24 protein-coding genes are annotated in these 26,417 nt (G+C 71.8%); 14 read left to right on the top strand and 10 right to left on the bottom strand.

Annotated elements, in window-relative coordinates:
• The first annotated feature begins 18 nt into the window (after positions 1–18).
• A complete protein-coding gene (locus C1703_RS16855; protein ID WP_114253653.1) occupies positions 19–2,604 on the top strand; it encodes a bifunctional FO biosynthesis protein CofGH in 2,586 nt (861 codons plus the stop codon).
• A 9-nt stretch (positions 2,605–2,613) separates the two neighbouring features.
• Here C1703_RS16855 and C1703_RS16850 read toward each other — a convergent pair whose 3' ends face one another.
• The gene (locus tag C1703_RS16850; protein WP_114253652.1) at positions 2,614–4,023 is read right to left on the bottom strand and encodes a hypothetical protein; all 1,410 of its coding nucleotides are present in this window, start codon (positions 4,021–4,023) and stop codon (positions 2,614–2,616) included.
• Between the two features lie 18 nt (positions 4,024–4,041).
• A complete protein-coding gene (locus tag C1703_RS16845) occupies positions 4,042–4,512 on the bottom strand; it encodes a GtrA family protein (RefSeq protein WP_114253651.1) in 471 nt (156 codons plus the stop codon).
• A gap of 93 nt (positions 4,513–4,605) precedes the next feature.
• Between C1703_RS16845 and C1703_RS16840 the strand changes: the two genes are divergently transcribed.
• Both C1703_RS16840 and C1703_RS16835 read left to right on the top strand, forming a co-directional pair.
• On the top strand, positions 4,606–5,604 hold the full coding sequence (locus tag C1703_RS16840; protein ID WP_114253650.1) for a glycosyltransferase family 2 protein: 999 nt from the start codon (positions 4,606–4,608) through the stop codon (positions 5,602–5,604).
• Positions 5,605–5,707: 103 nt separating this feature from the next.
• Positions 5,708–6,262, top strand: coding sequence for a hypothetical protein (locus C1703_RS16835; RefSeq protein WP_198678192.1), 555 nt, complete (start codon positions 5,708–5,710; stop codon positions 6,260–6,262).
• On the opposite strand, the gene C1703_RS16830 is transcribed toward C1703_RS16835, so the two are convergent.
• Complete coding sequence (locus C1703_RS16830) at positions 6,255–6,767, bottom strand: DUF2165 domain-containing protein (protein ID WP_114257459.1); 513 nt, start codon at positions 6,765–6,767, stop codon at positions 6,255–6,257. The genes C1703_RS16835 and C1703_RS16830 overlap by 8 nt on opposite strands.
• A 99-nt stretch (positions 6,768–6,866) precedes the next feature.
• Here C1703_RS16830 and C1703_RS16825 point away from each other — a divergent pair, with 99 nt between their 5' ends.
• A complete protein-coding gene (locus C1703_RS16825) occupies positions 6,867–9,377 on the top strand; it encodes a tetratricopeptide repeat protein (protein WP_232840505.1) in 2,511 nt (836 codons plus the stop codon).
• A 277-nt stretch (positions 9,378–9,654) separates the two neighbouring features.
• Entirely contained in the window at positions 9,655–9,792 is a 138-nt protein-coding gene (locus tag C1703_RS38970) for a hypothetical protein (RefSeq protein WP_157993121.1), read from the top strand.
• Positions 9,793–9,820: 28 nt separating this feature from the next.
• On the opposite strand, the gene C1703_RS16820 is transcribed toward C1703_RS38970, so the two are convergent.
• Both C1703_RS16820 and C1703_RS16815 read right to left on the bottom strand, forming a co-directional pair.
• Positions 9,821–10,003: a DUF397 domain-containing protein gene (locus C1703_RS16820; RefSeq protein ID WP_114253647.1), complete on the bottom strand. Its 183-nt coding sequence runs from the start codon at positions 10,001–10,003 to the stop codon at positions 9,821–9,823.
• Entirely contained in the window at positions 10,000–10,812 is an 813-nt protein-coding gene (locus C1703_RS16815; protein WP_114253646.1) for a helix-turn-helix transcriptional regulator, read from the bottom strand. Before C1703_RS16815 ends, C1703_RS16820 begins: the two co-directional genes overlap by 4 nt.
• Before the next feature lie 113 nt (positions 10,813–10,925).
• Between C1703_RS16815 and C1703_RS16810 the strand changes: the two genes are divergently transcribed.
• The 5 genes from C1703_RS16810 to C1703_RS16790 all read left to right on the top strand — a co-directional run bounded on the left by C1703_RS16810 (position 10,926) and on the right by C1703_RS16790 (position 14,314).
• Positions 10,926–11,360, top strand: a complete 435-nt coding sequence (locus tag C1703_RS16810; protein ID WP_114257458.1) for an ATP-binding protein — start codon at positions 10,926–10,928, stop codon at positions 11,358–11,360.
• A 290-nt stretch (positions 11,361–11,650) separates the two neighbouring features.
• Positions 11,651–12,367 carry a helix-turn-helix domain-containing protein gene (locus C1703_RS16805; protein WP_114253645.1) on the top strand — a complete coding sequence of 239 codons (717 nt, stop codon included), beginning with the start codon at positions 11,651–11,653 and terminating at the stop codon, positions 12,365–12,367.
• Positions 12,368–12,467: 100 nt separating this feature from the next.
• Positions 12,468–12,815 carry a DUF6247 family protein gene (locus C1703_RS16800; protein ID WP_114253644.1) on the top strand — a complete coding sequence of 116 codons (348 nt, stop codon included), beginning with the start codon at positions 12,468–12,470 and terminating at the stop codon, positions 12,813–12,815.
• Complete coding sequence (locus C1703_RS16795; protein WP_114253643.1) at positions 12,812–13,072, top strand: hypothetical protein; 261 nt, start codon at positions 12,812–12,814, stop codon at positions 13,070–13,072. The genes C1703_RS16800 and C1703_RS16795 overlap by 4 nt, the downstream gene beginning before the upstream one ends.
• A gap of 123 nt (positions 13,073–13,195) precedes the next feature.
• Positions 13,196–14,314 (top strand): ADP-ribosylglycohydrolase family protein, encoded by a 1,119-nt coding sequence (locus C1703_RS16790; protein ID WP_114253642.1) that lies wholly within the window; start codon positions 13,196–13,198, stop codon positions 14,312–14,314.
• A 197-nt stretch (positions 14,315–14,511) separates the two neighbouring features.
• On the opposite strand, the gene C1703_RS16785 is transcribed toward C1703_RS16790, so the two are convergent.
• Both C1703_RS16785 and C1703_RS16780 read right to left on the bottom strand, forming a co-directional pair.
• The gene (locus tag C1703_RS16785; protein WP_114253641.1) at positions 14,512–16,086 is read right to left on the bottom strand and encodes a sodium:solute symporter family protein; all 1,575 of its coding nucleotides are present in this window, start codon (positions 16,084–16,086) and stop codon (positions 14,512–14,514) included.
• A 126-nt stretch (positions 16,087–16,212) separates the two neighbouring features.
• Positions 16,213–16,998: an SDR family oxidoreductase gene (locus tag C1703_RS16780; protein WP_114253640.1), complete on the bottom strand. Its 786-nt coding sequence runs from the start codon at positions 16,996–16,998 to the stop codon at positions 16,213–16,215.
• 80 nt (positions 16,999–17,078) lie between these two features.
• Here C1703_RS16780 and C1703_RS16775 point away from each other — a divergent pair, with 80 nt between their 5' ends.
• Entirely contained in the window at positions 17,079–17,918 is an 840-nt protein-coding gene (locus C1703_RS16775) for a hypothetical protein (RefSeq protein WP_114253639.1), read from the top strand.
• Positions 17,919–17,921: 3 nt separating this feature from the next.
• Here C1703_RS16775 and C1703_RS16770 read toward each other — a convergent pair whose 3' ends face one another.
• Together C1703_RS16770 and C1703_RS16765 are read right to left on the bottom strand one after the other, a co-directional pair.
• Entirely contained in the window at positions 17,922–19,787 is a 1,866-nt protein-coding gene (locus C1703_RS16770; RefSeq protein WP_114253638.1) for an MFS transporter, read from the bottom strand.
• 198 nt (positions 19,788–19,985) lie between these two features.
• Positions 19,986–22,892: a D-alanyl-D-alanine carboxypeptidase gene (locus tag C1703_RS16765; RefSeq protein WP_232840504.1), complete on the bottom strand. Its 2,907-nt coding sequence runs from the start codon at positions 22,890–22,892 to the stop codon at positions 19,986–19,988.
• Between the two features lie 235 nt (positions 22,893–23,127).
• On the opposite strand from C1703_RS16765, the gene C1703_RS16760 reads away from it, so the two are divergent.
• From C1703_RS16760 to C1703_RS16750, 3 genes are all read left to right on the top strand, one after another.
• On the top strand, positions 23,128–23,883 hold the full coding sequence (locus C1703_RS16760) for a GPP34 family phosphoprotein (RefSeq protein WP_114253636.1): 756 nt from the start codon (positions 23,128–23,130) through the stop codon (positions 23,881–23,883).
• 286 nt (positions 23,884–24,169) lie between these two features.
• A complete protein-coding gene (locus C1703_RS16755) occupies positions 24,170–25,027 on the top strand; it encodes a helix-turn-helix transcriptional regulator (RefSeq protein ID WP_114253635.1) in 858 nt (285 codons plus the stop codon).
• Between the two features lie 209 nt (positions 25,028–25,236).
• On the top strand, positions 25,237–25,428 hold the full coding sequence (locus tag C1703_RS16750; protein WP_114253634.1) for a DUF397 domain-containing protein: 192 nt from the start codon (positions 25,237–25,239) through the stop codon (positions 25,426–25,428).
• Between the two features lie 106 nt (positions 25,429–25,534).
• Here C1703_RS16750 and C1703_RS16745 read toward each other — a convergent pair whose 3' ends face one another.
• A complete protein-coding gene (locus tag C1703_RS16745; protein WP_114253633.1) occupies positions 25,535–26,413 on the bottom strand; it encodes a MerR family transcriptional regulator in 879 nt (292 codons plus the stop codon).
• Positions 26,414–26,417 lie beyond the last annotated feature (4 nt).

Here is a 26,417-nt window from a genome sequence, read left to right as displayed (position 1 = left end):
CACTCGTATGCTCGAAGGATGACGACTTCCGCGACCTCCGGAACCGGCCCCACCGAGAACTCCCTGCGTCGCGCCCTGAAACGGGCCAGGGACGGCGTCTCCCTCGACGTCGCCGAGGCGGCGGTCCTGCTCCAGGCGCGAGGTGAGCACCTGGAGGACCTGTCGGCCTCGGCCGCCCGGGTGCGGGACGCGGGCCTGGAGGCGGCCGGCCGGCCCGGCGTCATCACGTACTCGAAGAGCGTCTTCATCCCGCTGACCCGGCTGTGCCGGGACAAGTGCCACTACTGCACGTTCGTCACCGTCCCCGGCAAGCTCCGCCGGGAGGGCCACGGGATGTTCATGTCCCCGGACGAGGTGCTGGACATCGCCCGCAAGGGCGCCGCCCTGGGCTGCAAGGAAGCCCTCATCACCCTCGGCGACAAGCCCGAGGACCGCTGGCCGGAGGCGCGCGAGTGGCTCGACGCGCACGGCTACGACGACACCCTCGCCTACGTCCGCGCCATCTCCATCCGCATCCTGGAGGAGACGGGCCTGCTGCCCCACCTCAACCCGGGCGTCATGTCCTGGACCGACTTCCAGCGCCTCAAGCCCGTCGCGCCGAGCATGGGCATGATGCTGGAGACCACCGCGACCCGTCTCTGGTCGGAGCCCGGTGGCCCCCATCACGGCTCCCCGGACAAGGAGCCCGCCGTCCGCCTGCGGGTGCTGGAGGACGCCGGCCGTTCCTCCGTGCCCTTCACCTCCGGGGTGCTGATAGGCATCGGCGAGACCTACGAGGAGCGCGCCGAGTCGCTGTTCGCGCTGCGCAAGGTCTCCCGCGCTTACCACGGCGTCCAGGAGCTGATCATCCAGAACTTCCGCGCCAAACCGGACACCGCGATGCGCGGCATGCCCGACGCGGAACTCGACGAACTGGTCGCCACGGTCGCCGTCGCCCGCCTCCTCATGGGCCCGAGCGGCAACATCCAGGCCCCGCCCAACCTCGTCGACGACGAGTACGAGCGGCTGATCCGGGCCGGTATCGACGACTGGGGCGGTGTCTCCCCGCTCACCATCGACCACGTCAACCCCGAGCGGCCCTGGCCGCAGATCGAGCAGCTCGCCGAGAAGTCCCGCGCGGCCGGGTTCGAGCTGCGCGAACGGCTCTGTGTGTACCCGGAGTTCGTGCGGCGCGGCGAGCCCTGGCTGGACCCGCGGCTGCGCCCGCACGTGGCCGCGCTGGCCGACCCCGAGACCGGCATGGCCCGCCCCGAGGCCCTCCCGCAGGGGCTGCCCTGGCAGGAGCCGGAGGAGGTCTTCGTCGCCTCGGGCCGCACCGACCTGCACACGACCATCGACTCCGAGGGCCGTACCTCGGACCGCCGGGACGACTTCGACGAGGTGTACGGCGACTGGGGCGCCCTGCGCGAGGCCGCCGCCCCGGGCATGGCACCGGAGCGCATCGACACCGACGTACGCGAGGCCCTGCGCACCGCGGCCGACGACCCGACGAAGCTCACCGACGACGAGGCGCTGGCCCTGCTGCACGCGGACGGCCCGGCGCTGGACGCCCTCGCCCGCGTCGCGGACGACGTACGGAAGTCGGCCGTCGGCGACGACGTCACCTACATCGTCACCCGGAACATCAACTTCACCAACGTCTGCTACACCGGCTGCCGCTTCTGCGCCTTCGCCCAGCGCCGCACGGACGCCGACGCCTACACCCTCTCCCTGGACCAGGTCGCCGACCGGGCGCAGCAGGCGTGGGACGTGGGCGCGGTGGAGGTCTGCATGCAGGGCGGCATCCACCCGGACCTGCCGGGCACGGCGTACTTCGACATCGCGCGGGCGGTGAAGGAGCGCGTCCCCGGCATGCACGTGCACGCCTTCTCGCCGATGGAGGTCGTCAACGGCGCGGCCCGCACCGGCCTGTCGATCCGCGAGTGGCTGACGGCGGCCAAGGAGGCGGGCCTGGACACCATCCCGGGCACGGCCGCCGAGATCCTCGACGACGAGGTCCGCTGGATCCTCACCAAGGGCAAGCTGCCCGCCGCCGACTGGATCGAGGTCGTGACGACCGCCCACGAGCTGGGCATCCGGTCGTCCTCGACGATGATGTACGGGCATGTGGACCAGCCCCGCCACTGGCTCGGGCACCTGCGCACCCTCGCCTCCATCCAGCAGCGCACCGGCGGCTTCACCGAGTTCGTGACCCTGCCGTTCGTGCACACCAACGCGCCGGTGTACCTGGCGGGGATCGCCCGCCCGGGCCCGACCATGCGGGACAACCGCGCGGTGACGGCCATGGCCCGGCTGCTGCTGCACCCGCACATCCCCAACATCCAGACCAGCTGGGTGAAGCTGGGCACGGAAGGCGCGGCCGAGATGCTCCGCTCCGGCGCGAACGACCTCGGCGGCACGCTCATGGAGGAGACGATCTCCCGGATGGCGGGCTCGTCGTACGGCTCGTACAAGTCGGTCAAGGACCTGATCGCGGTGGCGGAGGCCGCGGGCCGTCCCGCCAAGCCCCGCACCACCCTGTACGGGGAGGTCCCGGAGGAGCGGCAGCGGGCGGCGCAGGAGTCGGACGGGCACCTGCCGGAGCTGCTGCCGGTGCTGGACTGAGGCGACCGGCTACTGCCCCCCGGCGTCCGCCGGCTGGTGTGCCGTCAGGGCGCGGTCGGCCGTGGCGCCGGGGGGTGCCGGTGGCGGGGGAGGGGTGCGCCGGCCGAGCCGGAGGAGCAGCAGGCCGAGGGCGCAGGCGATCGCGGGCCAGTACAGGTAGCGGTAGTTCGTCGCGGGCATGATCGGGAGATAGCCCAGGATGTAGGCCGCCGAGCTGATGCCGAGGGCCCGGACGGGCATCGCGAAGGTGCCCTTGCCCGGGCGGACGGCGAGCACGAGCGCCACGGCGAGCCAGAACCAGCCGCGGAACAGCCACCGCAGGTCCGTGGCCATGCCGGTGACGTACGTGTCGAGCATGTCCTCGAGCCGGGGGTGCGCCACCTCGATGCCCTCGTCGTTGCGGCTGACTCCCGGGTGGTACGGATAGCCGGTCTCGAACAGCAGGCTCGTGAAGAGCCGCAGCCGGTACTGGACGTAGTGCGGCACATGCCCGCTCATCTCGCGCAGCCACAGGGACGTGATCTCGTCCGAGTCGCCGCGCAGCCCGTCCGCCGGGCGTTCGTAGCAGGCCCAGTAGGCGTCCGACAGGGCCCCGGTGCGACGGCACTCCCGCGCGGCGGCCACGAGCCGGTCCCTGAGGCCGGGTGACACGTCCGCCGACCGCAGCTCGTCCGTGCTCAGCACGTGCACCAGGTCGTCGATCATGATCTGCGCGCCCTGTTCGGTCCGCAGCGGCTGCGCGAACAGGGAGACGGCCATGGCGGGCACGAGGAGCGCGGCCGCGAGCGCCGCCGTGCACGTCACCCACGTACGGCGCCCGGGAGCCCGCCACAGGGCGAGGACGAGCATCACGAAGACGGGGAGCGCGGCGACGAAGGCGTTCTTGCGCACGAGCATGGCGTAGGCGAGGAACAGCACGCCCAGCCAGAGCAGCGCCCAGCGCACGGCCGGACGCGGGCGGGTGTCCCGCAGCCGCAGCCCGGTGAACGCGACCGCGCACGCGGCGAGCAGCGCGAACGCCGCGTGGACGTCCTTCCACACCACCCCGGCGAACGTCAGCACGAACGGCGTCAGCCCGAGGCCGAGCACGGCGAGCGAACCGCCCCGGCTCCCGGTCAGCCCCCACACGCACCAGGCCAGCACCCCGAGCGCGCCCCAGAAGACGACGGCCTGGAGGACGAGCAGGGAGGTGATCGAGCCGGTCACGGCGATCAGCGCCCGCCACACCAGGCTCAGCACGGGCGGATGCCAGTCGGTCAGGGGTCTCTTGCCCTCCGCCTGTTGCAGCTGGTCGAGGCTGTCGGGGCTCAGATAGCCCGGGGCGAAGACCAGGATCGTGCTCAGACAGCAGAGCGCGGCGACGGCGGCCAGAGTCCACATCCAGCGCTCCGCGAACGGCAACCGTCCCTTTTGTCTCATATGCCGGATGCTAACGGCTCAGGGGGCGACGAAGACGTAGCGCCGGTAGGCGTAGAAGCGGAACAGCGTCGCCAGCGTCCAGCCGAGGATGCGGGCCGTGTTGTCGCTGAGCGCCGAGTCCAGCCCGAGCAGGTGCCGGGAGGCGAAGACCGTGCCCGCCGTGATGGCCAGCCCGACCCCGTTCGCGACGAGGAACAGGGCGAGTTCGCGGCTCACCTGCTCGCGGTGCTGGTGGCGGTAGGTCCAGTAGCGGTTCCCGGCCCAGCTGAACAGGGCCGCCGCGCCGGTCGCGACGACCGACGCCTGGACGGGGGCGTCCCGCATCGCCCCGCCCCCGGCGCCGCCGGGCAGTCCGAAGACGAGCAGGTTGTAGCCGCCGTTGTCGACGACGAACGCCAGGGCCCCGACGACGCCGAACTTGGCGGCCTCGCGCCAGATGCCCCGGAGGGTGTCGCGCACGCGCAGTGTCACAGATGCGAGGACCGGCACACGGCGAGCGTAACGACCCGGCGCGCCCTCACCGCCCAGACGCGCTCATATCGCATGATTTCCTACCGAACGAGACATCGGTCCGGGTGAGGAGTGGTCGTGGAACCGACGATCGCGTGTGTCGTGCCGTGTCACAACGAGGAGGCGGCCGTCGGCAAGGTCGTCCGCGACCTGCGCGCGGCCCTCCCCGAGGCCGACATCTACGTCTACGACAACGCCTCCACCGACCGCACGGTGGAGATCGCCCGGGAGGCGGGCGCGATCGTCCGGACGGAGCCCCGCAAGGGCAAGGGCAACGTCGTCCGCCGCGCCTTCGCGGACGTCGACGCGGACGCCCTGCTCCTCATCGACGGCGACGACACCTACGACGCCTCCCGCGCCCGGGACCTCGTGGACCTGCTCTTCGAGGGGCCGTACGACCAGGTCGTCGGCGCCCGCCGGGTGACGGTCGACGGGGCCTACCGGACCGGGCACGCGGCCGGCAACAAACTGCTCACCGGGGCGGTGCGGTCGCTGTTCGGCAACGACGTGACCGACATGCTCAGCGGCTACCGGGTCTTCTCGCGGCGGTTCGTGAAGTCCTTCCCGGCCCTGGCCCGCGAGTTCGAGACCGAGACCGAGATGACCATCCACGCGCTGCACCTGCGGCTCCCCACGGCGGAGGTCGTCGTGGACTACCGGGTCCGGCCCGCGGGCGGCGAGAGCAAGCTGCGCACCTACCGGGACGGCTGGCGCATCCTGCGGGTCATCCTCGACCTGGCGCGCCGCGAGCGGCCCTCCCTCGTGCACACCCTGGTCGCGGGCGTGCTGGCCCTCGTCTCGGTCGTGCTCGGCATCCCCGTCGTCACCGAGTTCGTGCGGACGGGCAGCGTGCCGCGCCTGCCCACGGCGGTGCTCGCCGCCGCGATCATGACCATCGCGGCGCTCGTCCTGCTCGTGGGCTACATCCTGGAGTCGCTCACGCACATGCGGCAGGAGCAGTCCCGGCTGGTGCACCTCGCCTACCCGGCGCCGGTGCGCTCCCCCCGCTACACGGCCCACGGCGCCGGCACGGGCCCCGTCCCGGTCCGCAAGCCCCTCGGCGGGCCCTGAGCGGCCGGAGGGGGCCCTGAACCGCCAGGGGACCGGCACGCGCGCAGTACGATGATCGGAACCCCGGGTGTGCGGGGTCCCGTGACTGAGGAGATGCGTGCCGGTGCCTGCCCGACTTCCTTCGTGGGCCTGGACGACCGGGCTGACCGTAGGAGCGATAGCCGCGGTGACGGTCCTGGCCGTGCAGGCGGACCAGGGCCCGCACCCCACCGCCACCTCGGCCAAGCCGAGCAGCACGGCGTCGACGCAGCCCACGCCCACGGCGTCCGCCCCGGTCCGGGTGCCCGACGGCTCCGGCACCGGCCGGCGCATCGTCTACTCCCTCGGCGAGAAGCGGGTGTGGCTGGTCGACGCGAGCGAGGCGACCCGCCGCACGTTCACGGTCTGGCCGGGCACGGTCAGCCCCGACCCCGGCACGTACACGGTGTCGTTCCGCAACCCGGCCACCACCGGCTCGGACGGCGTCCGGATCGAGCACATCGTCTACTTCGCCGCGAAGTCCGGCGTCTCCGTCGCCTTCTCCAACGCGGTCGACGGGGCCTCGCCGCCGCCCGCCGCGTCCGGCACGCAGACGGGCGGGGTCCGGATGCGGAAGGCGGACGGCTCGGCCCTGTGGGCGTTCGGCACGGTCGGCACGACCGTGACGGTGGTCAAGTAGCGGACGACTCCGACCGCGGGGCCGACAGCTGGTTGACGATCAGCACGACCCCGCTGAACAGGAAGATCCGGGTCGCGGCGTCCAGCCCGTTCCAGCTCTTCGACTGCCACATCGAGAACCACTCACCGCCGATCGCGATGAACCCGGCCCCGAACAGCAGCATCACCATCAGCAGCCCGTACGTCGACATCCGCCGGGCCCGCGCCGCGTCGCGTCTGGCCCACAGCCAGCTCCCGTATATGAGGACGAGCGCGGCGACGGTCTCCCACACGATGATCACGACGTAGGCGGCGTCCTGGAGCGTTTGGTTCGTGATGGCCCGCCACATCAGGTCCTCGTCCTTGAACGTGGTGTCCATGGCCAGCACATGACGGACGAACTGCTGGTTGGTTCCGAAGTCGGTGATGTTCCCGAAGGCGACGAGCGCCATGTAGAGGGCGATGGTGGCGGTGAGCAGCAAGGCGGCGAGGGACAGCCCGCCGCGTGAGGTTGTGGAGGTGGCCATGTCGATCATTCTTCCCGGGCGCGACCGCGATTGTCCCCCCAACCGCTGAGCGAGAATGACGACCGAGGGCGGTCGGGCGAGGCGAGGGGGATGGAACGGATGGCGCAGGCGATGCCGTCGGTGCAGGAGCTGATACGCCGGCGCAGCCGGGCCGGGTTCGTCGGCCGGTCCGCCGAACGGTCCGCCTTCCGCGCCAACTTCGACACCGCACCGCACGACGAACGCCACCGCTTCCGCTTCCACGTGCACGGGCACGCGGGCGTCGGAAAGACCTTCCTGCTCAGGGAGTTGGAGCAGATCGCCCGCGAGCGCGGCGCGCTGACCGCGTACGTCGACGACAGCGCCGGCAGCGTGCCGGAGGCGATGGCGGAGATCAGCCGCCAGTTCGCCGCCCAGGGCAGCCGCCTGAAGGACCTGGACCGGCTGCTCGCCGCCCACCGCGAGCGCCGGCACGAGGCGGAGCTGGCGGCCCTCGCGGCCCAGGACACGGAGGCGGAGGAGACCGGCCAGCCCTCGGCGGGCGGGCGGCTGGCGGCCCGGGCGGGGGTGGTGGCCGCCGGGATGGTGCCGGTGGTCGGCCCCCTGGCGGGACTGCTCGACCCGGACCAAGTCGCCGAGGGCGCGGGCCGGTTGCGCGCGAGCCTCGTCGCCCGCTTCCGCAACCACGAGGACCTCCAGCTGGTCCTGGCCCCGGAGCAGGTGCTCACCCCGGTCCTGCTGCGCGAACTCGCCGACGCGGACGCCCCCTGGATCGTGCTCTTCCTCGACACGTACGAGCGCACGGGCCCCTACCTGGACCCCTGGCTCCACGCCACGATGACGACCGACCGCCACGGCCCCCTGCCCGCCACGACGGTGGTGGTCACGGCGGGACAGCGCCCCCTGGACACCGCTCTCTGGGGCGGCCTGGGCGATTTCGTGACGGACCTGCCCCTCGCCCCCTTCACGGAGACGGAGGCACGTGGCCTGCTGGCCGCCCGGGGCGTGACCGCCGAACCGGTCGTCGAGGAGGTCCTGCGCCTCACCGGCGGCCTCCCCGTCCTGGTCTCCACCCTCGCCGAGTCCCGCCCCACCGACCCGGGCGATGTCGGCGACCCGAGCGCCACGGCCGTGGACCGCTTCCTGAAGTGGGAGCGCGACCCGGCCCGCCGCGCCGCAGCCCGGTCCTGCGCGCTGCCGAGGTGGCTGGACGGGGACGTGTTCCGGGCGGCGGCCGACTGCCCCGACGAGGACGCCGAGGCCGTCTACGACTGGCTGCGGTCCCTGCCGTTCGTCACCGACCGCGACGGCGGCCGCCTGCGCTACCACGACGTCGTACGGGCACCGATGCTGCGCGCCGAGCGGCACCGGTCGCCGCGCGCGTGGGCGCAGCGGCAGCGGCGGCTGGCGGGGGCGTTCCGGGCCTGGCGCGAGGAGACCGGCGCGGGCCGGGACACCGCGGACCTGTGGGCGGACGAGGCGTGGCGGGAACTGCGGCTGGCGGAGACGTACCACCTGCTGTGCGCCGGGGAGCGGGACGCGCTGCCTCGGGCGCTGCGGGACTTCGTCGCCGCGTGCGACGCCGGCGCGGGGGTGGCGGCGCGCTGGGCCCGCGCGCTGCTCGACGCCGGACACGACGCGGACGCGGAGGCGTCGGCCCGGTGGGGGAGGGACCTGACGGCGGCCCTCGACACGGAAGGCGTCACCGCCGCGCTCGGCCTCCTCCTGCGCCACGCCGCCCTCGACGCGCCGGCCCAGGCCCGGGCCCGGCTCGTACGGGGCGGCGAGCTGCGCGGCGAGGGCGCCTACGCGCAGGCCCTCGCCGAATACGACCAGGCCGTAGCCCTCGACCCGGAGTTGGCTCCCGCCTACCGGCAACGGGCCGGAGTCCGGGGCGAGCTGGGCGACCACGAGGCGGCCATCGCCGACCTGGACCGGGCCGTCGCGCTGGAGCCCGGCAACGCCTGGCACGTCGCCCTGCGCGGCGAACACCACCGCATCGCCGGGCACGACAGCGAGGCGATCCGCGACCTGACCCGAGCCATCCGCCTCGACCCCGCCGCCGCGTTCGCCTGGGCCTCCCGGGGCGCCACCCACGCACGCGCCGGAAACCTGGACGCCGCCCTCGCCGACCTCGGGCGCGCACTGGACCTCGATCCCGACTACGCCTGGGCGCTCGCCCGCCGCGCCCGGGTGTGGCGGGCGAGCGGCGACTCCGCACGCCAACTGGCCGACCTCGACCGGGCCCTCGCCCTGAGCCCCGACTGGCCCTGGGCCCGCTGCGAACGCGGCGACGCGCTGCGGGCCGCGGGCCGCGACGAGGAGGCGGTCGCCGACCTGGACGTCGCGCTGACCCTGGACCCCGCCTACGCCTCGGCCTACGCGAGCCGCGGCGCGTCCCTGGCCGCCCTGGGCCGCCACGCGGAGGCACTGGCCGACCTGAACCGGGCGGTGGAGCTACGGCCGGACTACGTCTGGGCCCTGTGCCGCCGCGCCGTGCTCCACGCGGCCGTGGGCCGGCCGGAGGAGGCCCGGGCCGATGTGGACCGCGTCCGCGCGCTGGATTCCGAGGCGGCGGAGAACTTTTCGGATACCGACCGCGCGGTACTGGGACCTGTCCTCGCCGGGTGAACGGCATGCGAATTACCTGTGTGCGGGCGTAATCCGACCGTGACGAATGGGGCGCCGGTGGGGTAATCTTCTGGCCAAGAGGATTGTGGTCTGGTCGAGTTATTTCCGGGAGGTGTGCGATGGTGCGGCGGCTGATCCCTGACGAACCCCACCGTTCGGCACCCTCACTCCCGGCTCCCAGCCTTCCCCGGTCCTAGCGCGCCCCTGCCGGGCTGCCGGACCGTCCCCACCCCCCTGGGTTTTTCCTTCCAACACCCCTGCATTCAAGGAGGCATCGGTGTTCGACGAGCGCAAAGAAGCGGAAATGAGGCTGTACTCGGAAAGGCTGGCGCGCGAACTCGCCCAGAAGAAGCAGGACGAGGAGACCGCCGAGGTGGAGGACAGCGAGACTGCATCCACCTCAGCGACGCCTTGAGCGACTCGAACGCCCGGAGAGCTGAGGATCAGTTTTCCGCCGTGAACCTCAGGAACTCGGACCAGGCACCGTCGCTGAAGGCCAGACGGGCACCGTCCTTGTTCTTGGAGTCGCGGATGTGGATGGTGGGTTCGGATATCGCGACCTCGACGCAATCCGCATCGTCGTTGCCGCTGTAGCTGCTCTTGGACCACTCCAGCACGGAGATCATGTCTCTTCTCCCAGCAATTTCTCGATGAAGGCCTGGGACTCCCGGGGCGAGAGTGCCTGCGCCCGGATCATTCCATAGCGCATCTCCAGCACCTGAACGTCCCGGGGATCGCTGATGACCCTGTCGTGCAACTGGCCCGCTGAGTGCCCCAGTGTCTTGCCGTCTCGGAGCTTCAGCACCCGGAAAGGGCCCATCAAGCCCGCGTGATCCTCCCGGTCCGTGGGCATCACCTGGATCTCGACGTGCCGCAACTGACTGACCTCCAACAGGTGTTCGAGTTGTCGGCGCAACACCATTTTGCCCCCGAGCGGGCGCCGCAGTGTCATCTCTTCCTGGACAAAAGTGACCAGCGCACGGGGCACCCTTTCGAAGACGGCCTTCCGTGCCATCCGCGCGGCGACGTGTCGGTCGATCTCCTCCTCGGTGTAGGCCGGCCGCCGCATCGCGTACAAGGCCTGTGCGTACTCCGGTGTCTGGAGCAGTCCGTGGATGTGGAGGCTGGCATAAGCCCCGAGTTCGACGGCGTCGTCCTCCAGCCTCGTCAGGTCCCGCACTTTCTTCGGATACCGAGCCTCCTCCACGTCCTTCTTCATCGCGGAGAGCTTGCCGCCCGCACCCAGCACTTCATCCGCCTTGTCGAGAAAATCCGGCTTGGGGATCCGGCGCGCCCGCTCCACGGACGACACCATCTCCTCGCCGTACCCGATGGCCGACCCCAACTCCGCCTGCTTCAGACCCGCGGCCTCGCGCCACATCTTGATCTGCCGCCCGACCGCCCTGAGCACGGCCGCCGCTTCCTCGTCCTCCACGCGTTCCCCTCCTGACGTACGAGCCGGACGACCCCGCCAAGTGTCCGGACAGTCACCCTCCGTACCGGGGTCGTTGCTGTTCAGGGTAGGGACGGATGGCCACGCTGGGTGACATGAGTCAGAAATCCCTCTCCGTGATCTCCACCCCCGTACGCCACTTCACGATTCAACTGTCAGCCACTCGAAGGGGAGCGCGACTGGCCCGCCTGCTCGCCGAGCGCCAACTCGACGAGTGGGGCGAGCCGTACGAGGCCGCGGGGCACGTGGTGGCGGAGCTGGCGTCGAACGCGGTGCTGCACGGACGCGTCCAGGGAAGGGACTTCCGGCTGGGAATGAAGCTGCACCCGGACCGCACCCTCCGCGTCGAGGTCACCGATGCCCGGGGTGACCGGATGCCGCGGGTCCCGGACCCGGTGGCGGACAATGCGGAACGGGGCCGCGGCCTGCGGATCGTCTCGGCGTACGCGGCCCGTTGGGGCGTGGAGGCGGCACCGGCTCACGCCAAGACCGTGTGGGCGGAACTGTCGCCGGATCGCGGCCCGTCATGACCCGGCCGGTCCCGACGCCAAAGACCAAAGAACCGGGGAAAGAACCAACCCGCCCCCACCGCCCCCGCGGCTCACCCGCAGGAGTGAACATCACCAACTCGGCTGGCGTGGCGGGGAGTCGGTGGTGCACCGTCGGCACAGACAACCGAACAAACGAATACGGCCCCCGCCGGGACTGGCATCCCGGTGCGAGGGCCTGATCACCAAGGAAGCAGAGACCCTTCCCGATGACTGACCAGCAGCCTAGCGCGCCCGCACGCCCGCAGTCCGGCACTTCCGGTGTCCAGCACGTGACGGAACGCCACGACGAGAACTTCACGGTGGTGGGCAACCACCTCGCCCAGCACCCGGACCTGTCGCTCACAGCGATCGGCCTCGCGGTCCACATCCAGTCGCTGCCCGCCGGGACGCCGGTCGGCATCAAGGCGCTGGCGGCCAAGTTCCGCGAGGGCGAGATCCGGATCGCCGCGGCCCTGCGGGAGCTGGAGACCCACGGCTACCTGACGCGCGCCAAGGAGCGTCTTCAATCGGGCCGAGTCGTAACCCGCACGGTCTCGTACAACAAGCCCCACCGCCCGGTCGTCCCCGAGCGCCGCCCGGCCTCCCCGCCGCCCAGGCCGGAGCCCGCCGCCCCGAAGCCCGACGGCACCGCCGCCGACCTCCTCACCGGCCTGCGCGCCCTCGACTCCCGCCTGCTGCTCAGTGAGCGGGACGTGCACCGCCTGGCCCCGCAGGTGTCGGCCTGGCTGGAGCGGGGCGTGCCCGCCACGGCGGTCCAGCGCACCCTGACGGCGGGCCTCCCTCAGGACCCGATCAAGCACCCGGCGGCCTTCCTCGCCCACCGCCTCACCACCCTCCTCCCACCGCCCCTCCCCGCGGCACCACCCACCGCACCCACCTTCCGCCCGGCCCCGCTCCAGACCTGCGACGGCTGCGACCGCGCCTTCCGGGCAGCACAGCCGGGCCACTGCCGCGACTGCCGAACCGGCGAGCGGAAGGCGGCGTAGCGTGCCGGGAACGAGTCACGTGGTCTGTTCCGTCTCAGCGGTTCCCCAGGGCGTTCGCCGGTACCGTACGAGGAGCGAACCACCTGCACCGGAGGTCACTGTGAGTGCTCAGAGCGACGGCCCCTACGGGCCGCTGATCCCCATGCCTCAGCTGACGCCGGACGCGCTGCGTGATGCCGTCGCACGGATCGCCCCCAGCCGGCTTCCCACGCTCACGCAGCACCTCTTCGAGGCCACGACCCATGCCCAGCAGACCCAGAGCCTGGCCCCCCTGCGCGCCTTCGTGCACTCCTGGGGTGTGTTCGTCGCGATCGAGCGTCACCCTGCTCGTGCCGAACGCCTGCGCGAACTGGAGCGCATCGTGGATGCCGGCGAACAGGACCCGACCGAGGCCATCGCGGAGATCCACGCCATCCGGGAGGCCGCGGAGGCAGAGGCCGGGCTGTGACGGACTGGTCCTGGGACTACAACCCGAGCGCCGACTATGTGACGAATGGGCTGCCACCCGGGGTAGTGGCGGAAGTGGAACGACTCGCCACCGAACTGGCGGCGCTCGGCCACGACGCCGTGAGGGTCGGCAGGCCCTACGACCGGGAGGCCGGACTGCGTGAGTTCGACCTGCTCGGCGGGCGTGGATTCATCAGCTTTCTGGCCGTACCGCGGCATGAGTGTGTCTATGTCTGCAACGTGACCTGGTACGGCTGACAACCGAACCACGGGAGCACTCCGTCCACACCCCCACACCATTCCGCCCCCTCAACCCCCCGTCCCCGTTCGAATACAGTGCAGAGCTGTCGGACGTATGGACGGTTCCCTGGGGAGGACTGGGTGGGTGGGACTGCCGGTGCTGTCTGGGGCCGTACGGAGCAGCAGGACTTTCGGAGCCGGGTGCGGGGGACGTTGCTCGGTGTGGCCGTCGGGGACGCGCTGGGGGCGCCTGTCGACGGCGTGACCGTCGCGGGGATCCGGGAGGCGTACGGGGCGGAGGGGCTCGTGGACCTGGCCCCGGCCTACGGCAGACGCGGTGCCGTCACCCACCTCACGCAGCTCACCCTGTTCTCCGTCGACGGGCTGATCCGGGCCCAGGTGCGGCGGGACACCGGCGCCTGGCATCCGCCGACCGACCTGCACCGGGCCTATCTGCGCTGGGCCGCCACCCAGCGGGACTGGGGACCCGACGAGCGCCGCAAGGACGACGGGTGGCTCGCGCGGGAGGAGTGGCTGTACGCGCGCAGGGACCCCACCCGCGCCCTGCTCCTCGGGCTCGGCGACGACACCATGGGGACCCCGGACGCGCCGAAGAACCCCGGCGAGGCCGGGCCCGAGGCGGCCGCCCGGTCCGCGCCGTTCGGGCTGCTCGTGGGGTGGGAGCCGCAGTTGGTCGTCCAGCTCGCGGTGGAGTGCGCGGCGCAGACCCACGGGCATCCCACGGCCTGCCTCGCGGCGGGCGCGTACGCCGTGATCGTGCACGCCCTGGCCCTCGGCGAGAGCCTCGACGGTGCCGTGCAGCGGGCCTTCGCCCTGCTCGCCGCCCGGCCCGGGCACCAGCCCGTGTCGGAGGCGCTGCAGCACGCGCTGGGCGCCGTACGGCAGGGCATGCCCGGGCCCGAGCGGGTCGCCGAGCTGAGCGGGGCGGGGACGGCGGAGGGGCTCGTCGGCGCCGCCGTGTACTGCGCGCTGGTCGCCGCCGACGTCCGGCACGGGCTGTGTCTCGCCGTCAACCACGACGGCCCCTCCGCCGCCACCGGCGCGCTGACCGGCGGCCTGCTCGGCGCCCTGCACGGCGAGACGGCCCTGCCGCCGGCCTGGCTGGCCGAACTGGAGGGCCGCCCCACCATCCTGGAACTGGCCGACGACTTCGCCATGGAGATGACCCAGGGCCCGGCCCTGCACGGCCCGGCGGGCTCCTCCCCGGGCTGGCTGGCCCGGTATCCGCGGGGCGCCTAGGTGTATTGATCACGAGCGTTGTTGACACTGGCTGGGCTTGATCATGACGAAGGTGTCCGGGCGATCGGAGTCTCAGACCGGCGTGGCCGTCTTCCGTCGTGGCGTCACGTGAGAAGTACTCCCGGCGTTCCCGGCGTACGCTCCGGGGTCGGAGCGGAACGGGCAGGGCGCCGGCCGGTGCCGGGTGTACCCGTGGCTCAGTCCTTCACCGGCGTGCGCACCGCACCGTCCCGCGCCCCGCCCGCCGGTGTCGGGATCGCGGCCGCGGCGGCTCCGTCCCCGTCCGTGTTGATCTTCTCGATGATCGCGAGCCGCTCGGGGGTGTCCTCCGGCTTCACGAAGCCGATCAGGATGTAGAGGACCAGCGACACCGCGAGCGGGATCGACACCTGGTACTGGAGCGGCACTCCGCCCTCGACGTTCCAGTTGATCGGGTAGTTCACCAGCCAGAAGGCCAGCAGGCCCATCGACCAGCTGGTGAGGGCCGCCGTCGGGCCGGAGCGGCGGAAGGGCCGCAGCAGGCCGAGCATCATCGGGATGGCCATCGGGCCCATGAGACCGGCCACCCACTTGATGACGACGGTGATGATGTCCTTGAAGGTGGGGGAGTTGACCTGTGTCGCCGCCGCCATGGACAGGCCGAGGAAGACAACGGTCGCGATCCGGGCGACCCGCAGGCCCTGCCCCTCGCTCCACGCCCGCGCCCGGCGCCACACCACGGGCGCGCAGTCCCGGGTGAACACGGCCGCGATCGCGTTGGCGTCGGAGGAGCACATGGCCATGGTGTGCGAGAAGAAGCCGACGATGACCAGGCCCAGCAGGCCGTGGGGGAGGAGCTGTTCGGTCATCAGGGCGTAGGAGTCGGAGCCGTCCGGCTTCTGCGACTCGACCAGCAGCGGCGACATCCACATGGGGAAGAACAGCACCAGCGGCCAGACCAGCCACAGGATCGCCGACAGCCGGGCCGACCGCTCGGCCTCCTTGGCGTTGGGCGTGGCCATGTAACGCTGGGCCTGGTTGAGCATGCCGCCGTTGTACTCGAAGAGCTTGATGAAGAGGAACGCGAGCAGGAAGACCGTGCCGTAGTCGCCGACCAGGGGTTTCTCGTGGCCCTGGAGCTCCGGCTGGTCCCACACGCCGAAGAAGCCGCCGTGGTCGTCGAGCCGTACCCACACCGCGACGAGCATCGCGACGCCGGCCAGCAACTGGATGACGAACTGGCCGAGTTCGGTCAGCGCGTCGGCCCACAGGCCGCCGATGGTGCAGTAGATCGCGGTGATGGTGCCGGTGATGAGGATGCCCTGGTTGAGGGAGATCCCGGTGAAGACGGACAGCAGGGTCGCGATCGCGGCCCACTTGGCGCCCACGTCCACGATCTTCAGCAGCATGCCCGACCAGGCCAGCGCCTGCTGGGTCTTCAGGTCGTAGCGGTTCTTCAGGTACTCCAGCGGGGAGGCCACATGGAGCCGGGAGCGCAGCCGGTTGATGCGCGGGGCGAACAGCTTCGAGCCGATGGCGATGCCGAGGGCGATGGGGAAGGACCAGGTGACGAACGACGTGACGCCGTGGGTGTAGGCGATGCCCGCGTACCCGGTGAACATCACCGCGCTGTAGCCCGACATGTGGTGCGAGATGCCGGAGAGCCACCACGGCATCCTGCCGCCGGCGGTGAAGAAGTCGCTGACGTTGTCCACGCGTTTGTGCGACCAGACGCCGATCGCCACCATCACGGCGAAGTAGCCGATGAGCACGGCCCAGTCGAGACCGTTCATGTGCGCCCTCCCAGGGATCAGCCCGGCGCTCATCGTGGGCGCTACTGCGTGAACACGACAAGTGACGGTAGGGTCAAAGGGAGGTAAAGATGTTCGGCGTGCTGGCCTTGGTTCAGCTATCTGAACTCAGCGCATCAGCTCCCCCGCGTTGACCAGCAACGACTGCCCGGTGATCGCCCGCGCCCGGTCCGACGCCAGGAACACCGCCGCGTCGGCCACATCCGTGTCCGTGGCCAGATCGGGCAGCGCCATCCGTCCCGCCAGCCGCTCCAGAACGGCCGCCTCGGGCACGCCCTCCGCCCGCGCGGCGGACCGCACGTACGCCCGCACCGGCGGCCCCCACATCCACCCCGGCAGCACGGTGTTGACCCGGATCCGGTACGGGCCGAGCTCCCGCGCCAGCGAGTACATCGCGCTCGTCAGCGCCCCCTTCGACGCCGCGTACGCCGCCTGCCGCACCTGCGACGGAGCCGCCACCGCCGACTGCGTCCCGACGAACACCACCGACCCGCCGCCCCGTTTCAGCGCCGGCAGACAGGCCCGCGTCATCCGCAGGGTGCCCAGCAGGTTCACGTCCAGGACGGAACGCCAGGCCTCGAAGTCGGCGTCCTCGAGCCCGCCGAAGTGCCCGTCGAGCGCGGCCACATGCACCACGGCGTCGATCCGCCCGAACCGCTGGACCGCCAGCCCGGCCAGGGCCTCGCACTGCGCCTCGACGCAGATGTCGGTGGCCCGGTACGCCGTGCGCGCCCCGCCCGGGTCCAGCTCCCCGGCGGTCTTCGCCAGGTTCGCCTCCGTCCGGGCCCCGAGCACGGCACGCCCCCCGTCCCGCACCACGGCCGCCGCGACCTGCCGCCCGAGCCCGGCCCCCACCCCCGACACCACGACGGTCTTCCCCGCGAGCAGCGACATGGCAGGACCTCCCCGGACCTCTGGCGCATTATCTGACGGGCCGTCAGAGTATGGGCCAGCCGCCGACGAAGGGGAAGGCAATGAGTGACGACACCCGCAGTGAGCTGTACGCGGAACTGGCCGCCGTCGGCCCCTACGGCCCCCGCCCCGGCCACGCCCTGATCACCATGGTCGAGCCGCACCCGGGCCACGAGTACGCCTACAACCGCTGGTACGAGGACGACCACTACTACGCCGGCGCGATGGCCATGCCCTGGATGTACGCCGGCCGCCGCTGGGTCGCGACCCGGGACCTCCAACTCCTGCGCTACCCCGAGACGTCGGCGATCGCCCGGCCGGTGACCACCGGCTGCTACCTCTCCACGTACTGGATCACCGCCGGCCGCTACGACGACCACATGCGCTGGACGGTCGCCATCAACAGGCGCCTCAACCGCGACGGCCGCGTCTACCACGACCGCACGCACGTCCTCACGGCGTTCCAGGACCACGAGGCGACGGTGTACCGCGACGGCGCGGCCGGACCCCGGGACGTCCACGCCCTCGACCACCCCTACGCGGGCCTGGTCCTCCAGGTCGTCGAGTCCGACAGCTCCGAGCAGCGCGCAGCCCTGCTGGAGTGGCTGCGCACCCGCCACCTCCCCGAGCGCCTCGCGGGCTCCCCGGCCGCCCTGGTGACCGTCTTCCGCCCCACCCCCCTCCCCGGCGACCGCATGACCTACGTCAAGCAGGTCGAGGGCGTCGACACCCGACTGACCCTGCTGTGGTTCCTCCAGGCGGATCCGAGGGAGTGCTGGGAGCACTCCTTCACCGGCCTGGACACGGCGGTGGCGGAGTCGGGTCTGGGCAGGGTGGAACTGGTGGCGCCGTTCATCCCGACGGTGCCCGGCACCGACCGGTACGTGGACCGGCTGCGCTGAGGGTCAGCGCAGCTCCTCCGGGCACGGTGTGCCCCGGGGCAGCTGGTACGGCGCGGCCAGGCGGTACGTGCCCGCCTTCGGGGCCAGCAGTTCCGTCCACCGGTCGCCGTGCGCGTCCTCCTCCGTCTCCGTCAGGCAGCCGTTGACGTTGACGTACGTCTTCGGCTCGCCCTCGGGGCGGTCCCGGGACTCCGGCGTCTCCTGGGGCGGCTCCAGGCTCTTGCCCTCCGCGTCGACGATGCTCAGCCACGGCGAGTACGGGATGCGGACCAGGATCCGGCCCGCCTTCTTCACCCGGAGGACCATCTCGCCCTGCTCGGCCCGCTCGACGACCGCGTTCGGCTCGGCCAGCGGCGTCGGGGCGGTCACCTTGAACAGCTGCCAGTTGGCGTCGCCCCAGACCTGCGTCAGATAGGGCAGACCGCGCTGCACCAGTGCGCGTTCGCGCTCGCCGCCGTCACCGTCGGGCTCGTCCTTCGGCAGGACGACGTAGTGGACCGCCCAGCGCTTCAGCCACTCGTGGTAGTTCGCCGAGTTGAGCGTGTCGTCGTAGAAGAGGGGGTTGCGTTCCATGTCGGCCTGGCGGTTCCAGCCGCGGGCCAGGTTGACGTACGGGGCGAGGGCGGACGCCTCCCGGTGGGAGCGGGCGGGGACGACCTCGACCCGGCCCTTCTCGGCACCGACCTCCTGCAACTCGTTCACCAGCGGCGCCAGCTCACGCGACCAGGACGCCGCCGGGGCCGTGTGGACGATGTCGTCGGTCGACTTGAAGCCGATCCACGCCGTGAAACCGACGAAGGCCACCACGATCGCGTACCACTTGCGGCTGCGCGGCACCGTGAAGGGCAGCGCGGCGACCAGCGCGACACCCGCGAACAGCATCGCCAGCCGCGTGATGTTCGAACCGATCTGGGAGCTGATCAGCCACACCAGCACGACCCCCAGGCCGTACACCGCGGCCGTCAGCCGGACCGTCTTCCAGTCCCGCGGCACCAGCGCGTAGACCAGGATCGAGAAGGCCAGCGGCAGGATGACCGAGCCGATGGCCATCGGCTGCGTCCCGGAGAAGGGGAACAGCCAGGCCGACACCGCCACCACCGCGCTCGGCGCCAGACCCAGCGCCCAGGCACCGGGACGGCGCTTCTGCAGGAACAGCGCCACCGCCACCAGCCCCACGAACAGGCCCGCCACCGGGGACGACATCGTGGCCAGCGCGGCCAGCGGCGCCGCGCACAGGGCCTTCGCCCAGCGCTTGTGACGCCAGCGGTACGGCCAGCAGAACACCACGGCGACCGCGCCGAGCGCGAACATCATGCCCAGGCCGAAGGTCACCCGGCCCGACACGGCGTTGCAGAACAGCCCGAACACCCCGGCCAGGGACGCCCACAGGGGGTTGCGCACGGCGCGGCTGCGGAGCAGGAGCAGCGTGAGCAGCCCGGCCGAGGCCGTCCCCGCGATCATCATCGTCGTCCGCACGCCGAGCACCGACATCAGATACGGCGACACCATGCTGTACGACACCGGGTGCATACCGCCGTACCAGGCCAGGTTGTACGCCGAGTCCGGATGGCGGCCGACGAACTCGGCCCAGGCGTCCTGCGCGGCAAGATCGCCACCGCTGTTCGCGAACGTGAAGAACCAGACGACGTGGAGGACCCCGGCCAGCCCCGTGACGGACAGCACCGGGTGCCGCAGCATGCGCTCACGCAGGGCCAGCAGGGCGGGAGGCAGCCCCGATGCGGCGTCAGGGCCGGGCGCGCCGGCGCCCTCCCGAGGCGTGCCTTCCGGCTCCGCGGGCACCCGTATTCGCGGGCCGGCTACCGGTCCCGGATCGGCGTCGTCGGCGCGTGTCGGCTCCGCAGTGGCCACTCGAAGGCACTCCCCGTGTCCCGATCTTCTGTTCTCGGCTCGTTCTTCCTCCCGGCCGTGTTCCGTTCCCCCGGTTCACGGCCGTGGCCGCCGCGAACGGCGACCTGTCCCGGTTCGGGACGCTAGCACGCACCCCGCCGGGCGGCGCCCGGACGGGCCGTCACCGGCGGAGTGCGGTCGTGCGGGGCGCGTCCCGGGTCAGCCGAGACGCGTGAGCTTGGCCCCGAAGCCCGGCTCCACCAGGTCCTCCTGGAGGGCGACGGGGACCTTCACGGCGCTGGTCGTGCCGTCACCGACGGTGAGCGTGCCCACCTTCGTGCCGGCCTTCGCCGTGTGCGGCAGGTCGTCCGCGGCGAACGTCAGCTTGACGGACAGGCCCGACCAGCCGACGGCCGTGACGTCCTCGGTGACGGCGACCGGGGTGCGGCCGCCGAGACCGTCGTCCGCGTACCCGACGACCGTGCCCTTCTTCAGGATCGTCGCCGACTCCAGCGCGCCCTGCGCGGCCCGGATCAGCTTGTCGCCCTCGTAGAGCGCGGCGCCCAGGATGGTGTTGTCCGGGCCGCCCGCGGGCTGGCGCACCACCGCGCCGATGATCCGGCGCGTCTCGCCGTTCACGTCCTTCTTGGCCGCGAAGACGAGGTTGCCGAGCGCCGAGGTGGTGGTGCCGGTCTTGATGCCGGTCACGTCGTTGGAGCCGACCAGGCGGTTCCAGTTGTCGTGCTTGGTGCCCTTGTAGTCGACGTACGACATCATCGCCGCGACCTCGCGGAAGGCGGGCTGCTGCATGGCGGCCTTGGCGAGCTTCACCTGGTCCACGGCCGTGGAGACGGTCGTGTTGTTCAGGCCCGAGGGGTCGGTGTACGTCGTGTTCTTCATGCCGAGGTCCTTGGCGGCGTCGTTCATCTTCTGCACGAACGCCTTCTCGGACCCCGCGTCCCAGCGGGCGAGCAGCCGCGCCACGTTGTTCGCGGACGCGATCAGGATGCTCTCCAGAGCCTCCCGCTCACTGATCTTGTCGCCCTTGGTGACGTCGACGGTGGACTCCTGGCCGGCGTCGGACTGGTCCTCGGCGGCCTGGTCGATCTCGATCTTCGGCCCCTCGGCGCCGCTCTTGAGCGGGTGGTCGCGCAGGATGACGTAGGCGGTCATGACCTTGGCGACACTGGCGATCGGCACGGGCTTCTGCTCGCCGGACGAGCCGAACGTACCGATGCCCTGCACGTCCAGCGCGGCCTGGCCCTTGGCGGGCCAGGGGATGTCGACGTTGCCGCCCTTGAAGGTGTAGCTGTCCTTCGCGGTGAGGTCGAGGGTGGGTGCCGGCAGCGGCCGGACACTCTGTACGACCGCGAAGACGACCACCAGCAGCAGCACCAGCGGCGTCCAGATCTTCACCCGCCGTACGGCCGTCCGCAGCGGGGTGTCCGGGGGCGGCGGGGTGTTCGTCAGCTCGGCCAGCAGATCCAGCGGCGGCTTCGGCGGCAGCGGCTGCTGCGTGGTCCGCTCCGGGCCGACGGTGGGCACGGGGGCGGTGGCGTCGGCGGGGGCGGCCTGGGGCGCGGCCGGGGCCTGCGAGCCCTGCGGGGCTGGTGCGGAGCCGGCCGGCCTCCGGGTCGACGGGTCGTCGAGGGGCTTGAGCGCGACGAACTTGCTCGTCCGCTCGGCTTCCCTTTCGGGAACGTCCTTGGCGGCCCCGCCGAGCTTCAGCATGGTGGTGGGCTGATCGACGGGCGGCCGGACGGCCTTGAAAACGGCGGTGGGCTGATCGACGGGCCGGCCGCGGCGGTCGTCATCGGTGCCGCCGGTGTCGCCGGCGTCGGCCTCGGTGTCGCCGGTGTCGTCGGACGCGGCTTTCTCGTCGCTGGGCTTGCTGCCGGACGCGGCCTTCTCGCCGCCGCCGGGCTTGTCAGCGGGCTCGGGTTCCTCGCGAGCGTCCTCGGCGTCGGGCTCGACGTCGTCTTCGGCGCCCTTGTCACCGTCGCCGGAGGCAACGGCTGCGCCTGCGTCTGCGCCGGCCTCAGATCCGGCCTTCGGCTGGGTCTTCGGGTCGGCCTTGGGCTCGGCGTCCGGCTTGGTGTCCGCGTCGGCCTTGGGCTCGGCCTTCCCGGCGGTCTCCCGCTCGGTCTTCGACCCGGCCCTCGAATCGGTCTTCGGCTGGGTCTTCGGGTCGGCCTCGGGGTCGGCGTCCGGCTTGGTGTCCGCGTCGGCCTTGGGCTCGGCCTTCCCGGCGTTCTCCCGCTCGGTCTTCGACCCGGCCCTCGAATCGGCCTTCGGCTCAGTCTTCGGCTCGGCCGCGGACGCGGCAGGGCCCTCCTCGCTGCCGGAGTCGGCCTGCGCCGCTCCCGCGCCACCGGCGCTGCCGGAACGGTCCGCCTCGGCCGCACCGACCCCGCCAGGGCCCTCCTCGGCCTTCTCGGACGCCGCTCCAGCGGCTTCCTGGCCGCCCTTGGACTCGCCTTCACGGCTGTCCCGGGGGTCAGCAACCTCCCCCGCGCCTTCGGCGGCCTCCTGGCCGTCCTGCGCGTCCGTGTCGACGTCCGTGGTCTCGTCCGCGCGCTCGGCCTCACGGCCGTCACCGGCGTCCCTGTCGGCCTCTGGGGCCCCGGTGGGCTTACCAGCCTCCTGGGCGTCCGTGGCGGCCTTCGTGGGCCTCTCAGCCCCACCGGCAGGCTCCTTGCCCTCGTCCGCCGAAGCGACCCACGCGGCGACGGCGTCCCGCAGCCGCCCGTCACCGGCAGTGGCGCCATCGCCCGGCTCACCGGAGCCGGAGCCCGCACCCGAAGGCTCCCCGGCCCCCTTCACAGCCTCCTGCCCGGCGTCAGCCGCCGCACCCTCGCTGTCCGAGTCGCTCTCATCCTGCCCGGCGTCAGCCGGGGGTGTCGCGGTGTCGTCGGACGGGCGCGTGGACAGGACGCGGGTCGCCGTGTCGACACCCCCGCGCCCCGAGGACCTCTCCGCGTCCCGGGCCACCGCGAGGCGCGGGTCGCGCGGTTCGCGCGTGTCCGCCGTCTCGCTCCTGGCCCCGGGAACCGGACCCGCGCTCCCCGACGTCGGTTCTGCCGACGACTCGCGCTGCTTCGACCTGTCGGGGGACTCGCCCGCCACCGATGCCTCCTCCTCGCGCCGCACTCCCCGCGTGCGCGTACGAACCGTGAACCGCCGCCCTGACACCGCTCCCCGGCGCTGTCCGAACCATGTACCAGTGTCCTGTGCGCGGACCGGACCCATCCGGTAGACGAGAACGACATACCTACTGGTTCCACTACGAACCGGTCACGCACCCTCGACAGACCAATGTGAGAGGGGTCACCCTGTCATTCATCCACGCGGGGAGGCATGGATGGGCAGGAGCCGCAGAACACTTCCGGAGGAGCTTCTGTTGCTGGCATTGGACCCGACCACGGGTACCACTGCGCAGCCGCAGTCGCTCGACCTCGGTCTGGCCGGAGCACAGCTGGTAGAGCTGGCGCTGGCCGGACGGATAGCCCCAGACGGGGATCGTATCGCCGTGGTCGTACCACGGCCGACTGGAGATCCAACGTTGGACTGCGCGTTGGAGTTGCTGCGTAGGCGCGGCGCTCCCGTGCGGGCAGTGAACTGGATTGGCGGGCCGCGTCTCGGGCTCCGCCAGACCTACCTCTCGCATCTGGAGCGGTGCGGCATGGTGCATGCCGTGGCGGGCCAGATGTGCGGAGTGCTGCCGACGACTCGCTACCAGGCGACGGACAACGAGATCAGCCGGGAGATCAGGGCCCGGCTGGATTCGGCGATCCGCACCGGCGTACCGCCGGACCCGCGGACCGCGGCGCTCGCCGCCCTGGCACACGCGGTCGGCCTCGGCAAGCACCTGTATCCGGGCAACGAGGGACGTTCGTCCCGCTCCCGGCTGCGGGACCTGATCAGGCACGACCCCATGGGCGGCCTCGTGGCGCACGCCGTGATGGACGTCCAGAACGGCGTGGCGGCCCAGCCGCGCCGCAGCCCGGCCCCGTCCGGCCGTCAGGCCGCCGGCGGAACCCGGGCCGCAGCGGAACCCGCCCGCGGTGTTCCGATGCAGCCGCGCCGCGGCCCCATGGCGCGCGTCGCGGCCCACTGAGCCGCGCCGGCAGCACGGCAGCGCACCACCAGCACACGGCACCGCACCAGTACGACCGACGACCGGCACACGCAGCACGGGACCCCAGAACCCGGTCACCGGGAGCCGCTGTCCGAGCGGGGCGGAGAGAGTGCAGACTCTCACCGCCCCGCTCGGCGTGCCGTGCCCGAACTGGCGTGTACCCGTCGCATATCCACCGTTTCCCAGCGGTAGGAAGCACCTTGGTGGCAGTCTGCTCAACAGCAGATACGCAAAGTAGAGGCACGCAGCCGGAGGTGCACGTCCCGTGGCGTCCAATGTCAATCCCACCGTCAGGCGGCGCCGGCTGGGCCAGGAGCTCCGCAGGCTCCGGGAGCTCAAGGGCATGACGGCCGAGGAAGTGGCCGAGCGGCTGCTGGTGTCGCAGTCGAAGATCAGCCGCCTGGAGAACGGGCGGCGCAGCATCAGCCAGCGCGACGTGCGCGACCTGTGCGGGGTCTACGAGGTCGAGGACCAGCGGATCGTCGACTCGCTGATGCAGATGGCCAAGGACTCGCGCCAGCAGGGCTGGTGGCACGCCTTCGGGGACATCCCGTACAGCGTCTACATCGGCCTGGAGACGGACGCCGAGTCGCTGCGGGTCTACGAACCCCAGATCATCACCGGCCTGTTGCAGACGCGGGCGTACGCCGAGGCCATCATCCGGGGCGGTTCGCCCGAGGCGACGGAGGCGGACAACGACAAGCGCGTCGAGGTCCGGCTGCGCCGGCAGGGCCGTATCACCGCCGAGACGGACCCGCTGCGGCTGTGGGTGGTGCTGGACGAGGCGTCCCTGCACCGGGTCGTGGGCAACAAGGAAGTGATGCGCGAGCAGCTGGAGCATCTGATCGAGATGTCGCAGCTGCCCCACATCACCGTGCAGGTGCTGCCGTTCGAGGTCGGCGCGCACGCCGGCATCAACGGCCAGTACTCGATCCTGGAGTTCGCCGACGCGGCCGACTCCAGCGTGGTCTACATCGAGGGCGTCACCAGCGACCTGTACCTGGAGAAGCCGCTCGACGTGCAGAAGTACACGGTGATGTACGAGCACCTGCGCGCCCAGTCGCTGAACGTGGACCAGTCGCGGCAGCTCATCGAGCGCCTGGCCAAGGACTACGCACGCTGAACCGCTGCCGGAAGCGGCTGCCGGAAGGGGACTTCCCCCGGGCAAAGCGCGGGATGCTACACCCCTGACACGCCTGACTGGAAGTCTCCCCTGGAATATGCCATCCGGTCGAGTGAATGACTGCTCCGAACGAGGATGTGGGCGAGTAGCGTCGATCACGCCAACCACCAGCACGGGTTGGCGTAAACGCAACTGGCTACGGAGCGAACATGGCAATTCGTCTGGGCGCCACGGAAACGTGGACGACGTCCTCCTACACCAACAACAACGGCGCCTGCGTGATGGTCAGGTCGACCGTCGAAGAGGCCCTGGAACTCGGGGACACCAAGGTCCCCGAGGGCCCCAAGCTGGCGTTTCCCGCCGACGCGTGGAACGCCTTCGTGGCCTCGGTCAAGGCCTGACCCCGGCAACGACGCCCGCACAAGCAGCGCTGACAGGGCCCTCTCGACCAGCATCGCCGTCCTAGCCGAGAGGGCTCCGCTTGTGCCCGCGGTCCCTGCAGGGGCCTCAGTCCACCGGGAACGCCACGTCACACACCGGGTCCCCGGGTCCCGCCGCGGCCCAGTCGGCGAAGTACAGCTCCCGGCAGGGACCGGTCGCCGTCAGCCCTTCCGCCGCCATCCACTCCTCCACCGCCTCGAACGCGGCCAGGATCTGCGGATGCGCCACCTGCGCCTTGGTGATCCTGGTGTACGCCAGCCGCCCGGCCGGCTCCACCCGCACGGCCGTCTCCCAGGGCCGCCCCCGCCGTTCCGCCCAGGCCCGGGCCGCCGCCTCGTCGGCGACCGGCACGCACGCCTCCGCCGGACCGTCGCTCTCCATCGACACCTCGGAGTAGTAGGCGACGTACGGCACCCCGGCCACGCCGCCGCACTCCCGGGCCGCCTCCTCCAGCCGGCCCAGCGCCGCCCCGATCCACGTCGGCAGCTCGTCCGCCAGCGTGTGCCGCCTCTCGGTGATCACCACCTGCGCGGGCATCTGCACCGTCTCGACCGTGAACTTCCCGTACATCTCGGAGCTCCTCCCCGACAGCCGTCCACGGAGGTACTCGGCGAGCGTCCGCTGCCCCGCCACCCGCGCCTCGACATCCGCCCAGTACGCGCCGAGCAGCTCGGCCGCCGCGAGCCCGTCGCCCGCCGCGACCACCTCGGCGATCCGGGCGAGCGGCATGTCCAGCTGCCGCAGCATCGCCACCAGCCGGGCCTGATCCACCTGGTCGGCGCGGTAGTAGCGGTAGCCGGTGGCCTCGTCGACGTACGCCGGGGCCAGCAGCCCCAGCCGGTCGTACAGCCGCAGGGCCTTGGCCGACAGCCGGGCGCGCGCGGCGAACGCCCCGATGGTGAGCAGATCCCGGTCCGGTACGTCCACCACGGCATCCTCCGTCATCGGG

The organism is Streptomyces sp. Go-475 (assembly GCF_003330845.1).
Taxonomy (GTDB): domain Bacteria; phylum Actinomycetota; class Actinomycetes; order Streptomycetales; family Streptomycetaceae; genus Streptomyces.
The sequence above is the reverse complement of the archived record's forward strand: the minus strand, read 5'-3'. Positions and strand labels throughout refer to the sequence as shown.

Coding starts and splice junctions, on each gene's coding strand:
- C1703_RS16855 (WP_114253653.1), top strand. CDS start 19: ATGACGACTTCCGCGACCTCCGGAACCGGCCCCACCGAGAACTCCCTG.
- C1703_RS16850 (WP_114253652.1), bottom strand. CDS start 4,023: ATGAGACAAAAGGGACGGTTGCCGTTCGCGGAGCGCTGGATGTGGACT.
- C1703_RS16830 (WP_114257459.1), bottom strand. CDS start 6,767: ATGGCCACCTCCACAACCTCACGCGGCGGGCTGTCCCTCGCCGCCTTG.
- C1703_RS16825 (WP_232840505.1), top strand. CDS start 6,867: ATGGCGCAGGCGATGCCGTCGGTGCAGGAGCTGATACGCCGGCGCAGC.
- C1703_RS16820 (WP_114253647.1), bottom strand. CDS start 10,003: ATGATCTCCGTGCTGGAGTGGTCCAAGAGCAGCTACAGCGGCAACGAC.
- C1703_RS16810 (WP_114257458.1), top strand. CDS start 10,926: ATGAGTCAGAAATCCCTCTCCGTGATCTCCACCCCCGTACGCCACTTC.
- C1703_RS16785 (WP_114253641.1), bottom strand. CDS start 16,086: ATGAACGGTCTCGACTGGGCCGTGCTCATCGGCTACTTCGCCGTGATG.
- C1703_RS16780 (WP_114253640.1), bottom strand. CDS start 16,998: ATGTCGCTGCTCGCGGGGAAGACCGTCGTGGTGTCGGGGGTGGGGGCC.
- C1703_RS16775 (WP_114253639.1), top strand. CDS start 17,079: ATGAGTGACGACACCCGCAGTGAGCTGTACGCGGAACTGGCCGCCGTC.
- C1703_RS16760 (WP_114253636.1), top strand. CDS start 23,128: ATGGGCAGGAGCCGCAGAACACTTCCGGAGGAGCTTCTGTTGCTGGCA.
- C1703_RS16750 (WP_114253634.1), top strand. CDS start 25,237: ATGGCAATTCGTCTGGGCGCCACGGAAACGTGGACGACGTCCTCCTAC.
- C1703_RS16745 (WP_114253633.1), bottom strand. CDS start 26,413: ATGACGGAGGATGCCGTGGTGGACGTACCGGACCGGGATCTGCTCACC.